We start from the raw sequence: 13,150 nt of genomic DNA on the forward strand, positions 1-13,150 counted from the left end.
CCGGAACACGCCCTACGCACGTTCCAATCAAATGGGTCTATGAATTAAAGCTCCGAATTCAGGCTCCAAACCCGCCGCCGCCCGGGGTTTCGAGACACAACCGATCCCCCGCCTCGATCGGAACCGATACACAGCCCGCCAACGGCATCTGCTTTCCGTTCCGAATCAACATTTGCCGCCCCGGTTTACCGGCGCCCCCTCCGCGACAACCATACGGCGACGTTGTTCGTCGCGATGTCATCAACGAAAGCGTCAACGGTCTCAAAAACTCCATTTCACGTATCATACCATCCCCGCCACGGTGACGCCCGGCACCACCGCTTCCACGCCGGATTGCAAATTCCCATAGCCGAACCGGCAATCGCGATTCCAAAATTTCCGGATCAGTGATCCGAGTATTGGTCATGTGCGTGTGCACCGCGTCAGCGCCATCGGCGAACTCCGTCGCCCCCGCTCCTCCGCCGATCGTTTCGTAGTACCCAAACGTGTCGTCACCGAGCAAAAGATTATTCATCGTTCCTTGAGACGCCGCAGCGACACCGAGCGCGCCGAGCAACACGTCGACAACGCGATTGGACGTTTCCACATTCCCCGCGACCACGGCGGGACATCGCCACGCGTCTTCATCGCCGGGCGGGTCGAGTAATCCCGACGGAACGATCAATTCGATCCGCCGTAAAACGCCATCACACAACGGCAGTTCATTGGGGGCCACACATCGTAATACATACAACACAGCCGCGGTGACAATCGACCGCGTCGCGTTGAAGCCGTTCGGGTGAACGTCTCCCGAACCGGAAAAATCGATGGTCAGACGGCGTGCTTCCGAGTCAGGCGTTAATCTGACTTGGATCGGTGTGCCATCATCGAGCTGATCGGCAAAACTTCGAACCTCATTTCCGAGCGATTCGATCCACGTCGCGGTGGCTTCCCCTGCAACGTGCATCAGTCGCTGGAGAAGCGACGCTAACCGGCCCGGTGGCAGTGATTCCGCCAGGCCCATGATCGCTCGCGCGCCTTCCCTCCCCGCTGCTTCGGCCGCTGCGATGTCGGCCATGTTTTCTTCCACACTCCGTGATGGATAGCGGCCCGACGACAACAACTCACGCAATGACGCGTGGTGAGAAACGCCAGCACGAGTCAGCGGCATATTTCGAATCAGCACACCTTCTTCGCCCAAACATGTCGCCGCAGGTGCCATCGACCCCGGAACCATTCCGCCGATTTCCGCGTGGTGGCAACGTGACGCGACGAAGTAATCACAGGGCCATCCGAGCGGACGTTGATCCGCCTGCGATTCGCAAAACACCGGCGTCACAACCGTGACATCGGGCAAGTGAGAACCACCTGTGAACGGATCGTTGCTGATGAAGCAATCACCTTGCTGCATGTCCGGGAACGTTTTCGCCATACTGCGAACGGTATGCCCCATCGCACCGAGGTGCACCGGAACGTGAGGCGCGTTGGCGACGAGGGATCCATCGCCGAGGAAAACCGCGCAACTGTAATCGCGTCGCTCCTTCACATTAACGCTCACGCTCGTGCGCCGGATCACCTCGCCCATCGCTTCGGCGATCCCTTGCACGCGCCGACTGACGACCTCCATTTCGATCGCATCATCAGCGTGCTCACCTTCGGCCGCTTCCGAAGAACCCTGTCGTTGTGAAGCGTCTTCCTCGCCCCGCATCCGCCGCAGTTCGATGATCCCATCGCCCCGCACGTCGGCCGCCCACCCCGACTCAACATTCAGAATTGAGTGGGGTGAGGAGATGATCGCCGGACCGACAATCGATTCTCCACCCGTGAATTGCTCACGGTCAAAAACGGGAACCGCATCTTCGGCCGCTGGTGCAAACGCGACCGTTTCGCTGACGACTTGATTGGCCCGGCCGGTGCTTTCGTCGACTGCCGCATGAGCTTTTTGTTGGATAGTCGCTTCACATCGCATCGACACAATCTCGATCGGCATGTTTGTGCGATCGTACCCGAACGTCGACTCATGTTTGGCATCCATCCGAGCGGCGAGTGTTTCGATCGGTTCCAACGGGATCTCGAGTGTGGACTGTGTTCCTGAATAACGCACGTCGCCCCACAGTGTGACGTGCAAGCGTCCTTTCTGCGGACCGTCATCGGAGAGCGATTCTTCTCGGTAAAGCGTCTCGAGACATTCCTCACAGATCTGCGACGCCACATCACTTAACTGCCTTTGACATCCCGCGGGCATACGTCGTGGCATGGATCCGTCTGCGATCGTTTGTTGCCACGACCGTGTCACGATTCGTCCAACCGCGGCATGACCGATGCCGACTGCGGACAAAATACCGGACTGAGGGTGGTCCACGACATGCGACATTCCGAGCGTCTCGGCGACTCGGCAGAGATGCCCACCAGCAGCTCCACCAAAACCCACCAACGCCATCTTGCGAACATCGTTGCCCGCCGACGTCGTAACGACACGAACCGCCTCGGCCATTTCCGTCACCGCGATCCGCAAGAACCCCTCCGCCAACTGGGTCGGCGACGTCGCAACCTCATCGGGAAGCAATTTGTGAATCGCATTGAGTTCTTTCCATGATGCCGCCGGATCCAAGCGAAATGGAAAGCGTTCGATCGGCAACCGACCCAAAATCACGTTGATGTCTGTGATCGTCAGCGGTCCTCCGCGTCCGTAACAGGCCGGTCCCGGATCAGCGCCCGCACTGTCGGGGCCGACGAATAAACGCCCGTCTCTCACCCCGCAGATTGATCCGCCTCCAGCGGCAACGGTGTGGATATCCATCATCGGTGTCAGCACACGGATACCACCGATCTGACTCTCTTGACGCCGCCCGATTTCACCATCGAAACGGCTGACATCGGTGCTCGTGCCACCCATGTCCAGTCCGACCGCGCCAGGAATCCCGAGCGATTTGGCGATCTCGGCGAGTGCCACCACGCCTCCCGCCGGCCCCGACAAAACGCTTTCCCTACCGCGAAAACCACCGGAGGCGACCAGGTTCCCACCACTCGTCATCCACCGCAGCTTACACTTCTCCGGCCCACCAAATTGTTCTTCCACGCGAGCGACGTAATCTTCGAGCACCGGTTGCAGATACGCGTCGAGCGTCGTCGTTTCGGCCCGCGGCACGATCCGAGGCAACGCTGCCACTAACGTCGAACGCACCACTCGATCAAATCCGACCTCGCGTGCGATTCGCTCAGCAAGTCGTTCCTGAGCGTCATTCTGGTACGAATGCATGAAACAAATCGCCACGACTTCGGGACGATCAACCGAGTCAAAAAGGGTCTGCAACTGTTTTCTCAAAACAGCTTCGTCGATCGCAATCATTTCGTCGCCAGACGCTGCCAATCGGCATCGCACCTCGATAATCTGCTTGGGCAGCGGAGTCGGCTTGACGATTTCGAGCGAGAAGAGATCGGGCCGGTCTTGCGTTCCGATCGCCAACAAATCGCCGAGCCCCTCGTTAATCAGCAGAGCCGTACTCGCACCTCCGCGCGTCAAGAGTGCGTTGGTGCCTCGAGTGGTTCCCAAGCGAACCTGCAGATTGGGCAGCGGATCTCGCAATCCGCGTCCGAGTAACAAACGTGTCGCTAACACGGGAGCTTCCAATCCCGCATCAAGCGTGAGCCGTAGCCCCGCGACTCGCTCCGTGCCGATCCGGTGATCGCGATCGAGTGTCAGTTCAACCGCAACGCCTTCGCTCGGCTCCCCCACGGTACGATCGACATGACACCTCTGCACCACACCGAGCGAGGTTTCATCCACACCGACCAACCGTGCACCGATCCAAAAGTCTTCTCGCACGAGCGATCCCGGCATCCGCACGATCAACTCGCGGGGTGCCACGACGTCGGCCAGGTCCACCGTCACCAACCCACTGCTGAGCACCTTGAACGTGTCCTGCTGCGGAGCCTCGTGAGGGTGATGCCGCGTGACCAAACAATCGGTAAACGTACCGCCGATATCAGCCCAAACTTCGATCATCATCCGTCGCTAATTTGTAATGGACCACCGTTGAAGGTGGCGAGGCTGCATCAATCGGAATGGAACAAGCTGAGGATTTCGTCGGTGTCATCGAGGTCGATCAGCGCCACGATGATGTCCCCCACCTTCAACACGTCTTTTGCGGTGGGTACGCGAACAAAACCGTCTCGCTGAATCGCAGCAATCAAGCATCGCCCGGCCAGCGGCAAGTTTGCCAATGAGGCTTTCGTAATCGGCGAGTCCGGCAACACTTCGAGTTCATAAACCCCGATCGAACCGTTTGGCAATTTCGTCTGGCTGATCACGGCACCTTCGTTGAGGAAACCGAGGATCTGCCGCGCGACAACGTCGCGTTCACTAACCGCCAAGTCGATACCGAGTTTGCCGACGACGTTTGCATAGTCAGGACGCCCGACGACACACATCACCCGAGATGCCCCGAGCTCCCTCGCCTCGACGCCAGCCATGATGTTGCTCTCGTCATTGCCCGTACAACCGACGAAATAGTCGACCGTGCCGCCGCCTTCGTCTTCGAGGACACTGCGACGGTTCGCACTCGCCTGCACGATCGTCGCGTGAGGCAAGAGTTTGGAAAGTTGTTCGCAGCGGTGAGCATCGGTTTCCAACATCACGACGCGGAAATCCTCACGCCCCAACAGGCTGGCCAGGTGATATCCGGTTTCGCCACCGCCAGCGATCATCACCTTGGCTTTCTTGCGTGCACGCTTTTCGCCACCAAACACTTTCCGTGCGACGCTGATCGCATCAGGCATCCCCACGAGGCTGACCCGGTCGCCGACGTGCGTTTCGTCGGAACCACTCGCGATCCACATGCGGCCCTCGCGAGCGAGCGATCCGACCCGCACGCCCTGCGGCAAATCCAGCTCCATCAGTTTCTTGCCCGTCGCCGTCGCTCCCCCTGCGACCTCCATCTCGTAGACCTGTAATTGTCCACGAGCGAAGTGCTCAAGCGGAATCGCATCAGGGTTGCGAATCGCCCGGGCGAGTTCCGACGCCGACAACTGTTCGAGCGATAACAAACTGTCGATACCAAAGTGCTGTTGGTAATCGAATGTCGCCAAGTCGCGAAACGCGGGTGCGTAGACACGAGCGATCGAGCGGCGGGCACCGAGGGCTTTCGCCATGCTGGCGGCGACAATGTTGACTTCGTCGTTGCCTGTGACGGCCAAACAAAGGTCCGCGCTGAGCACGTCCGCCGAAAACAACACGGTACTCTGAGAAGCGTTGCCCTCAATCGCACGAACGTCGAGTTCACTGTTGATCGTGCGCACGATTTCCGGATCGCTGTCGATCAACGTCACGCTGTGTCTTCGTCGACACAACATGTCCGCGATCCAGCGTCCGACTGTCCCGCCGCCGAGCGTTAGAATTCGCATCGACCTATACCATCCAATCCATGATCAACAGGACGACAAACACAATCCCCATGAACCCCGTGATCCAGCGGGCGGTGTGCATCGCGTGCTTCAAGATCAAGGTCATGTCCTCATGCCGGGTCGCGCCGAACACCAGCGAAATTGCGACAATCAGCGGCAGATAATACAGCAGGTAGGTGGGAGAGATTGAAAGCATTTTGGATGGGCTGGAAGAGAAAACCGTGTTCGATACCGCAGCATCCTAGTGGAGCCACGCCCTACGGGGCAATGGACCCGTCACACACCAAAGTGATCGCCTGTACACACATCGATAATTGGGATACGATCTTGCCGTTGTCCTCCCATTCGGTTTGGTCGAATCAGTTGACCGATTCTGGCCCGGAAGCACCGCGTTGAGCCTTCTTTTCGGTAAAGGATTGTCGCTATCTCGACGACAAGCATTGAGATCTCGGACGGCTAATCCGGTGTTCTGATAACCATCCGCATTGTGAAAGAACGGGGACACGGATTTGTCCATGGCGATTCCGCCCCGCCTCCGATTGACGATAGGATGGCTGCAAAAGTCGGGCTGCCAACGGTTTAGGAAATCATCAAGGCTGTGGTAATTCCCGATGAAGCGACCGCAAAAAACTTGACGCCACTGCGTCAAACCCCTATCAAATGCCCTCTCCCCGCCCCCCAGCCTTCACGAGCAACTTTTATGTCGGCACTCACATCGTCAACTTTCCTAGCTCGCCGTGGTATTAGCGGGATCGTCAGCTGGTTCATTCGAATCGTCATTTATGACATCTGCATTACTGGCATTTCGGATGTTTTGGGTGTCTCGCGGATGGTCGCGTTGTTCATCTTCCTGGGCATTCTCGGCGTGATCGCGTTCGTCGGCTACATGATGCGGAACAAGTACGCGACGGATGCGGGCAGCGATTTTTAATTTGAGGCAGGTGGCGTTCGCCCCATTGGGGTAGCGTCTTTTAAATACTGTCAGCTTCCCCGCGACCCCGCGTTTATGCAGTTTCAGGTCCAGCACTCACCCGTTTTTTCGACGTTAGAAATTTCGCTCGCCCAAAACGAGTTCGTCGTCGCACAGCCCAACAGCATGCTGACGATGACCGCCGGCATCGGAATCTCGGCTCACATCGGACGGCAATCGCCAAAAGACAACGTGGCAGTCGATAGCGATACGTCCCGCGATTCGGCACCGAACACTGGGGGAGTAAGGTCTGCAAAACCGAAGCGAAAACACTCGTGGACCGGCGGCTTTAAAAGTCTGCTCGGTGGTGAGAGTTTCTTTACAGCCGAATTCCGAGCCAAATCGGATGGCGAAACCGTCGTGCTCGCACCGGAGAGCTATGGCGATATCGTCGTTCTCAACCTCGGCGGCGAAACCGGTTTCTACCTCACACGGGGTTCCTACCTCGCCAATACCGGCCAAACCGATATCCGCACCATCTACGGCGGTCTCAAAGGGTTGATGAGCAAAAAAGGCCTGTTCCTGATGCACGCCTCCGGCGCAGGACACGTTTTTTGTCAAAGCTACGGATCAGTTGTGCACCGCGAACTCGCCGCCGATGAAACCATCTTCGTCGACAACCGGTTCATGGTGGCTTTCTCCGATACCGTCACCTACAAACTCGTCAAAGCGACCGAGAGCGTCCGCGATTCGTTGATGTCGGGTGAAGGGTTAGTGAACCGTTACACGGGACCGGGGCACGTCTACTACCAAACACGCGGCCGGCCGAGTGGCGGATTCCTCAGCGTCTTGCTCGACGCATTCTTCTAGCGTCGCTTCCTTTAAGCGCCGCTTCGCCCCGCGATGAAGCTTCCTCGCATGCCCTCAAAAATTCCCGATCGAGCCGATTTGCTCGAACAACTTCGCCTCGCAAACCGGTTCGTGGCGTTCTGGGTGGTGTTTCGCCTTATCGCAATCGGATCTCTGGCAGCGATCATCCGCTGGGATGGAGTCCTTCAAGAACCGATCGTTTCGGTGACCGCATGCCTCGTCATCATCGGGCCCTTTGCAATGGAACTGATGATGATTTGGGGACAAAAGAAAAAGCGACTTGAAGAGATTAAAGAAACCACCCGCTTCGGTGATCTCGACAAGTACAAACTGCAGACGCTGTTTCGCGAAACCTTGCAGAAGCTCCGCTTGCCCGATCAACGCATCTCCGTCTTCGTCACCAACGATAAATCACTCAACGCCGGTGCGCTGCGACAGGGACGGTTGTTCGCGTCGCTTGACGGCATTTATCTCAATCGCCAAGTCCTTCACAAACTCGAAGGAGATGAAATTCAAGCGATCATGGGACACGAATTGGGTCACTACTATCGATTCTATCTCGCCGGTGATCGATTCCGCTTGCTCACGCTCGCCCTGGGCATCCTGATCGCGATTTTTGTCGTCCAAGCAGCCATGCTCGACGACATCATTGGGTTCTTCGTTCTTTCGATTACGTCGTTTTTCTTCTGGCGGATCAGCAGCATGGGAATGCTCAAGCATGGCAAAGCGATCGAGCACCTGTGTGATGACCTCGGTGCCCAAGTCAACGGCATCGAACCGTCAATCAGTGGGCTGATGAAAATCGGATTGGACGCCGAACAGCGTCAACTCATCGAACTGGAACTGCTCGCACGAACCGCCAAGCACGAAATCCTTTCACAGAAAGACGTACTCGCTGCTGTCGAGAAGGCAACGCCGTTCGGGCACGTCGCCGACAACGATCTCTACGAGAGCGTCGAGCAAGAATTACGAGCGAAGGCAAAGTCCAAACAACAAGCATCGCTGTCCGGTTTCCTTCAATATCTGTGGGAAGCCGACGATTCCGACGACGAAGACTACCACGACGAACTGCAGCAGCGAGCGCGTGCAGTCAATCAGATGCAGCGACTCGATTGGGAATCACTGCTCGACAATCCGCGAGAAGTTCGATTCACTCAATCGCAGGTCGAAAAACTGGTTGAGATGATTGAGGCGAACCCCACCCATACGCTCTTTCGATTGCTCCACGTCAATGACGGTGTCCACCCGCCACTGGCAAATCGCATCCTCTATCTTTGGAAGAACCGCCACAGCGACGCATCACTGATTGCGAACAATTGGTAAACGCGGCATGTCTCTCGCTTGGTCAGCTCATTCGCGTCTTGCCGAAGCCTGCCGGGCGAGTTGATCGACCGCCGCGAAATACTCACGGGCGTTTTTGCTCAAGATGGTGTTGTGTGTGCCCGTCGGCAAACGAAGCAACCGTTTCTGTCGCGAACCGGCCCATTTGTAATTTCGTTCAGCGTGTGAGATATCAACTAAACCGTCGTTCTCGGTATGCATCACCAACAATGGATTGGTGTACCCAGACAATTTTCGCTTGTGATGAAAATGCAGCTTCGTCGCCGCCACCACCTCGCTTTCCGTCATTCCTTCCGCAGTCAAATCCGCGTAGTTAAGAAAACGCTCGGCGGGGTCGGCAATTCCGCTTTCGAGAATCAGTCCGGCGATCTTCGGTTGCCGAGACACCAGTTCGATCGCGTAGAGCGAACCGATGGAGCGGCCAAAGGCGATCGCCTTTTCTGGCGCAACCCCCGCTGCCGCCATCACAGCCTCGCCGTCTCCCAACATCGCGACCAACTGAGCGCGCCCTGTTGATCCACCGTACTCTCGGTATTCGATGAACAACGAATTCAGCCCCAGCTCGGCAAACCGATCTGAAATCTCAGGGACGTAGTCCGCAACCGCCTCGCCGTTGCCGTGAAAAAAAACGACCGTGAGCTTCTCAGGGTCGATTCGATCGTGATAGCAAGCCAGCTCCGCCCCCTCGACCTCAACGACAAAGGGGTCACCAACGTGGCGAGATTGTGGAAAGAGATATCGTCCACTGATTGCAGGATGGTCAAGGATGCTGTTGTTAGACGAATTCATTCGCGTTCTCCTCTCTCGGTCCGTTGAAAATCCAGACACGCCTCCAGCATTTTGTTGAGCGGTTCAGGATCAGCGAGCCGATGATCCGTCCCCACCTCGACCAACGCCGATGGCGGCATGCCGCTATTGGCAATCAGATCGACACTGTCCTCAAAGGGGATCACGTCATCACGTTTGGAATGCAAAATGGTCGTGTTGGGTTTGACAGTGTTGACCGTGCCCCATTTCTTCCAGGCCGGGCACAGCAAAACGAGCGGAGTACGACCACTATTCATGTTGATCGCGACGGCGCCACCGCGAGACGAGCCAACGATCACATCAGGATGATGCGTCGCCCACGCCGCTTCCGCGATGCGCACCGATTCGGCAAAGTCGTCATCGGGTATCGCCGGGTTGATCACCTCGTGACCCGCGGTGGCCAGATATGCCGGCTTTCGCCCGCCCGGCACACTCGTCCAACCATGTAGAAAGAGTATCTTCATCCAATCGGCGTTCCATGAGAATAAAAGACCGGCGCGCCCGGCACGGGTAATAAACCAGCCTACCAGCTAGCCGCAATCCATCGACCAAGGAACAATCATGTCTGACGAAGAACAGATCAATCCGGGGCATACTCAAGTTCGCAGAATCCTGCCTCGATTGGGGCCCGTGATCCTGGTTATTGGCATTCTGTTCACGATCGTGGGCCTCGGCAGTTTCTTTTCGTCGTTTGGCAGCTTCTCACCACCTCGCTACTTTTGGTGCGGATTTATCGGTTTACCAATGATTTTTGTCGGTGCCGTGATGACCCAAGTCGGCTTCGTCGGTGCGATCGCCCGTTATCATGCCGGTGAGATCGCCCCGGTTGGCAAGGACACCTTCAATTACATGGCCGAAGGAACCAAAGACGGCGTCAAAACCGTCGCCTCGGCATTTGCCGCCGGGCTGAGTGAAGGCGTCACGGGTCCCCAAACCCGCTGTTCCCAGTGTGGCAGCGAAAACGATAACCGGGCAAAATTTTGCGACGAGTGTGGCGCCGCCATTTCCAAAACATGCGTTTCATGCGGGCAAGTGAACGATGGCCAAGCAAAATTCTGCGACGGATGTGGTACCGCGTTTTAGACAAACAGGGGCAGCGAGATGAAGTTGATTGCCATTGAACGCAAGGGGCAAATCGGAGTGCATGACTCTTCCGATGAACACTTGCTAATGCTTATCGAGATGACGATGAAGCACTACTCGCAAACCGGCTATTGCGAACCGTGGATCGGTTATCTGGCGTTGGCAGAGACCGAACCGGTGGGCGTTTGCGGTTTCAAATCCGCACCGACCGACGGACGTGTTGAGATCGCGTACACGACGTTACCCAAACACGAGGGACGCGGCATGGCCACGGCAATGGCCGCAGACCTTGTCCGCATCGCCCGAGCAGAAGACGAAAACCTGATCATCACCGCCCAAACACTCCCCGAGAAAAGTGCCTCAACCTCGATCCTGACCAAGCTAGGATTCAAACTAACAGGTCACGTCGAAACCCCCGACGACGGCACCGTTTGGCACTGGGAGCTGCATTAAACAGGTCGCTCCATCCCAAAGAAATCGGCCCGATCGCCCCGCCACTCGATGCGTCCGAGCGTCAATCACATCGAAAGCAGATCCCGTGTGGACAGCAAAGCGAGGCTGTGCTCGATCCCAGCATTTTTATGACTGCGGGAGAGCAAGAAGCGGATGGGGTGGGATTCGAACCCACGGTAGAGTTACCCCTACGCTAGTTTTCAAGACTAGAGCCTTCGTCCACTCGGCCACCCATCCGGCGAGCTGGCAGATTTTAGCAGGTGAGGTGAGGTTCGCCCACTGGCGGTCGAAATGAATCGGCGAAGGTTTTTTGCGGATTAAGCAAAGTTTGCCGCCCGGCCTGCCGATGAGTCTATTGGGGGTGGAGGCGATGCGCGATCATGCTACTGGCTAAGATCCGTGAAACTCGCATCAAACGTTCGGACGCTCAATCAATCGACCTACCATCAAGCGGACAGCCGCTGGGTGGCTTGGGGAGCCCGCGTTCCGATGCTTCTTGGACTTGCCCTGCTGCTGATTTGTTCAGCCGGTGGATGTTCGCTGATCCCCGAAACCCGGACCCGCGATTCGCTGCACAATCCCTTTCCGCAGCTCAAACGCGTCGCGGTGTTGCCGTTCTTCAATCAGAGCGACCAACCCAACGTCGACGGCAACGAAGTCGCGCGGGCGTACTACGCCGCTTTGCAGGCGATTCCCGGATTTGAGGTGCTGCCGGTCGGTGTGACCGCGATGCAGTGGCGTTCGTACGCGGCACAATACGGTGAACCTCGCACCGGGGCGGAATTCCAACGCCTCGCCCAAATGATGGATGTCGAAGCGATCGTGGTCGGGTCGGTCACCGATTTCAACGCCTATTATCCGCCGCGAATGGCGATGACCGTCCATTGGTACGCTGCCAATGAAGGATTCCACGCGATCCCACCCGGTTACGGCTTGCCTTGGGGCACCGAAAGCGAAGACAAAATCCCCGCTCGGATCGCCAAAGAAGCGGAATTTGAATTGGCACGCAGCCAGCTCAAAACTCAAGAACCGCAGAGCGTTCCGCTCGCACAAACCCCGCCCGCGGCTCCCGACGGAGTCAATCCGAACGGCCTAACACCTTCAACCGCTCCCCCGGCCACCGCCGGACGTCCTGCACCAACCGACCCGTGGGGCGAACCGGTTGTGAAATCGAGCATCTCCCGAACCCAGTTCAACGAAACCACGGCCGGACAGCAAATTGTGGTGCCATCGGTCGGCGCCGCTTCGTCGCCCGCACAGCCTGCAGGACCACGACGCACGGGTAACGAGTCCGGGATCGAATTCGAGTTCGCCGACACGTACTCTCCCGACGGTGCCTGCATCGATGGCGATGGCGCCAGCGATAGTGGCGTTTGGATGGACGGCGAATTCGCCGCAGCATCGCCGTTGCCCGCCAGCTGGCCTGATCCCACGGACCTGATTCCCGATCCGCCGCAGCCGGTGCCGCCGATGATGATCCGGCAACATGAACCGGTTCTGACACATACGCGGCTGTATCGTGGTGACGACCCTTACTTTACGGCAAGACTCGCCGATTATGTCGAAACCGGTGACGATGCCCGGGGGATGTCCTGGCAGGGTTATATCAAACGTAGTGAAGATTTCATTCGTTTCTGTTGTCACCTGCACATTGCGGAAATGTTGGAGTCTCGGGGCGGTCAAGACCCAAGCGACCTCATTCTTCGTTGGCCTGTCAGCCGATACTGAGCAAACGTCGGAAGTGCTGCATCAGGTCGGATCTCCCGAACCGGGCTGCATTTGGCCTGATCTCCCGAACCGGGCCATGAACCGACGCAACACTCCTCCCCCGCTGCGTGACCCAACTCAGGACGAGAACAAAAGATGGAAAAGGAAGTCAACGTATTGGCATTGGTAAAAGGTGAAGAGAAGTTCATCTTTTTGTTTGACGACGAAAACCGCGACGAAACGCTCCGCCAACTCGCCCGCTTTGCCGCCAATCCGGAGCTGGACTTCTCCTGGTACGACGCCGCCATGCTGTCTCGCAAGATTCGCGAAACGGTCATCACCGAGTACGACGAGCTCTCCGCGAGCGAAGAGTTCGACAGCATTTCGATCGACGATTTTGCCTAGGGGACGTTAGGACAAGGTATCGGCCGGTGATCGGAACACGAACGGTTTTCTGAACCGGTGGCGTTCGCCACGGGCCTTTCAGGAACAGCGATTGTTTCCGCACGCCCGCGACCGGGTTTTCCGGTCGGCGGCGTCGGGGAAATGCATCGAAGAATTTGTTTTTTGTGTTAGGAACGGTTCATGGCGCGAGTC

General features: G+C 57.3%; 12 protein-coding genes and 1 tRNA gene. 7 read left to right on the top strand and 6 right to left on the bottom strand.

Annotated features, from left to right (window positions below; all coding sequences use genetic code 11):
• Window positions 1-58: 58 nt before the first annotated feature.
• The 3 genes from NB063_RS12540 to NB063_RS12550 are packed head-to-tail and all read right to left on the bottom strand — an operon-like array spanning window position 59 to window position 5,578.
• On the bottom strand, window positions 59-3,988 hold the full coding sequence (locus tag NB063_RS12540; RefSeq protein ID WP_250929067.1) for a hydantoinase B/oxoprolinase family protein: 3,930 nt from the start codon (window positions 3,986-3,988) through the stop codon (window positions 59-61).
• 47 nt (window positions 3,989-4,035) lie between these two features.
• A complete protein-coding gene (trkA, locus tag NB063_RS12545) occupies window positions 4,036-5,382 on the bottom strand; it encodes a Trk system potassium transporter TrkA (protein ID WP_250929068.1) in 1,347 nt (448 codons plus the stop codon).
• Window positions 5,383-5,386: 4 nt separating this feature from the next.
• Complete coding sequence (locus NB063_RS12550) at window positions 5,387-5,578, bottom strand: hypothetical protein (protein ID WP_250929069.1); 192 nt, start codon at window positions 5,576-5,578, stop codon at window positions 5,387-5,389.
• Window positions 5,579-6,082: 504 nt separating this feature from the next.
• Between NB063_RS12550 and NB063_RS12555 the strand changes: the two genes are divergently transcribed.
• From NB063_RS12555 to NB063_RS12565, 3 genes are all read left to right on the top strand, one after another.
• A complete protein-coding gene (locus NB063_RS12555; RefSeq protein WP_250929070.1) occupies window positions 6,083-6,313 on the top strand; it encodes a hypothetical protein in 231 nt (76 codons plus the stop codon).
• Window positions 6,314-6,388: 75 nt separating this feature from the next.
• The gene (locus tag NB063_RS12560; RefSeq protein ID WP_250929071.1) at window positions 6,389-7,162 is read left to right on the top strand and encodes a TIGR00266 family protein; all 774 of its coding nucleotides are present in this window, start codon (window positions 6,389-6,391) and stop codon (window positions 7,160-7,162) included.
• Between the two features lie 48 nt (window positions 7,163-7,210).
• Window positions 7,211-8,485 carry a M48 family metallopeptidase gene (locus NB063_RS12565; RefSeq protein ID WP_250929072.1) on the top strand — a complete coding sequence of 425 codons (1,275 nt, stop codon included), beginning with the start codon at window positions 7,211-7,213 and terminating at the stop codon, window positions 8,483-8,485.
• Window positions 8,486-8,512: 27 nt separating this feature from the next.
• On the opposite strand, the gene NB063_RS12570 is transcribed toward NB063_RS12565, so the two are convergent.
• Together NB063_RS12570 and NB063_RS12575 are read right to left on the bottom strand one after the other, a co-directional pair.
• Entirely contained in the window at window positions 8,513-9,292 is a 780-nt protein-coding gene (locus NB063_RS12570; protein ID WP_250929073.1) for an alpha/beta hydrolase, read from the bottom strand.
• Window positions 9,289-9,774 (bottom strand): alpha/beta fold hydrolase, encoded by a 486-nt coding sequence (locus NB063_RS12575; RefSeq protein ID WP_250929074.1) that lies wholly within the window; start codon window positions 9,772-9,774, stop codon window positions 9,289-9,291. The genes NB063_RS12570 and NB063_RS12575 overlap by 4 nt, the downstream gene beginning before the upstream one ends.
• A gap of 97 nt (window positions 9,775-9,871) precedes the next feature.
• Between NB063_RS12575 and NB063_RS12580 the strand changes: the two genes are divergently transcribed.
• Both NB063_RS12580 and NB063_RS12585 read left to right on the top strand, forming a co-directional pair.
• The gene (locus NB063_RS12580; RefSeq protein ID WP_250929075.1) at window positions 9,872-10,393 is read left to right on the top strand and encodes a zinc ribbon domain-containing protein; all 522 of its coding nucleotides are present in this window, start codon (window positions 9,872-9,874) and stop codon (window positions 10,391-10,393) included.
• Between the two features lie 18 nt (window positions 10,394-10,411).
• On the top strand, window positions 10,412-10,846 hold the full coding sequence (locus NB063_RS12585; protein ID WP_250929076.1) for a GNAT family N-acetyltransferase: 435 nt from the start codon (window positions 10,412-10,414) through the stop codon (window positions 10,844-10,846).
• 150 nt (window positions 10,847-10,996) lie between these two features.
• Here NB063_RS12585 and NB063_RS12590 read toward each other — a convergent pair.
• A tRNA-Ser gene (locus tag NB063_RS12590) sits at window positions 10,997-11,083 on the bottom strand.
• 252 nt (window positions 11,084-11,335) lie between these two features.
• Between NB063_RS12590 and NB063_RS12595 the strand changes: the two genes are divergently transcribed.
• Window positions 11,336-12,574: a hypothetical protein gene (locus NB063_RS12595; RefSeq protein ID WP_250929149.1), complete on the top strand. Its 1,239-nt coding sequence runs from the start codon at window positions 11,336-11,338 to the stop codon at window positions 12,572-12,574.
• A gap of 135 nt (window positions 12,575-12,709) precedes the next feature.
• Window positions 12,710-12,958, top strand: a complete 249-nt coding sequence (locus NB063_RS12600; protein WP_250929077.1) for a hypothetical protein — start codon at window positions 12,710-12,712, stop codon at window positions 12,956-12,958.
• The last annotated feature ends 192 nt before the right edge of the window (window positions 12,959-13,150 follow it).

Origin of the sequence: Aporhodopirellula aestuarii, from assembly GCF_023701485.1 — a bacterium.
GTDB lineage: Bacteria > Planctomycetota > Planctomycetia > Pirellulales > Pirellulaceae > Rhodopirellula > Rhodopirellula aestuarii.

Excerpts from the sequence above, each read along its gene's own strand:
- NB063_RS12580 (WP_250929075.1), top strand. The coding sequence starts at position 9,872 with ATGTCTGACGAAGAACAGATCAATCCGGGGCATACTCAAGTTCGCAGA.
- trkA (WP_250929068.1), bottom strand. The coding sequence starts at position 5,382 with ATGCGAATTCTAACGCTCGGCGGCGGGACAGTCGGACGCTGGATCGCG.
- NB063_RS12600 (WP_250929077.1), top strand. The coding sequence starts at position 12,710 with ATGGAAAAGGAAGTCAACGTATTGGCATTGGTAAAAGGTGAAGAGAAG.
- NB063_RS12565 (WP_250929072.1), top strand. The coding sequence starts at position 7,211 with ATGCCCTCAAAAATTCCCGATCGAGCCGATTTGCTCGAACAACTTCGC.
- NB063_RS12560 (WP_250929071.1), top strand. The coding sequence starts at position 6,389 with ATGCAGTTTCAGGTCCAGCACTCACCCGTTTTTTCGACGTTAGAAATT.
- NB063_RS12575 (WP_250929074.1), bottom strand. The coding sequence starts at position 9,774 with ATGAAGATACTCTTTCTACATGGTTGGACGAGTGTGCCGGGCGGGCGA.
- NB063_RS12570 (WP_250929073.1), bottom strand. The coding sequence starts at position 9,292 with ATGAATTCGTCTAACAACAGCATCCTTGACCATCCTGCAATCAGTGGA.
- NB063_RS12550 (WP_250929069.1), bottom strand. The coding sequence starts at position 5,578 with ATGCTTTCAATCTCTCCCACCTACCTGCTGTATTATCTGCCGCTGATT.
- NB063_RS12540 (WP_250929067.1), bottom strand. The coding sequence starts at position 3,988 with ATGATGATCGAAGTTTGGGCTGATATCGGCGGTACGTTTACCGATTGT.
- NB063_RS12595 (WP_250929149.1), top strand. The coding sequence starts at position 11,336 with ATGCTTCTTGGACTTGCCCTGCTGCTGATTTGTTCAGCCGGTGGATGT.
- NB063_RS12555 (WP_250929070.1), top strand. The coding sequence starts at position 6,083 with ATGTCGGCACTCACATCGTCAACTTTCCTAGCTCGCCGTGGTATTAGC.
- NB063_RS12585 (WP_250929076.1), top strand. The coding sequence starts at position 10,412 with ATGAAGTTGATTGCCATTGAACGCAAGGGGCAAATCGGAGTGCATGAC.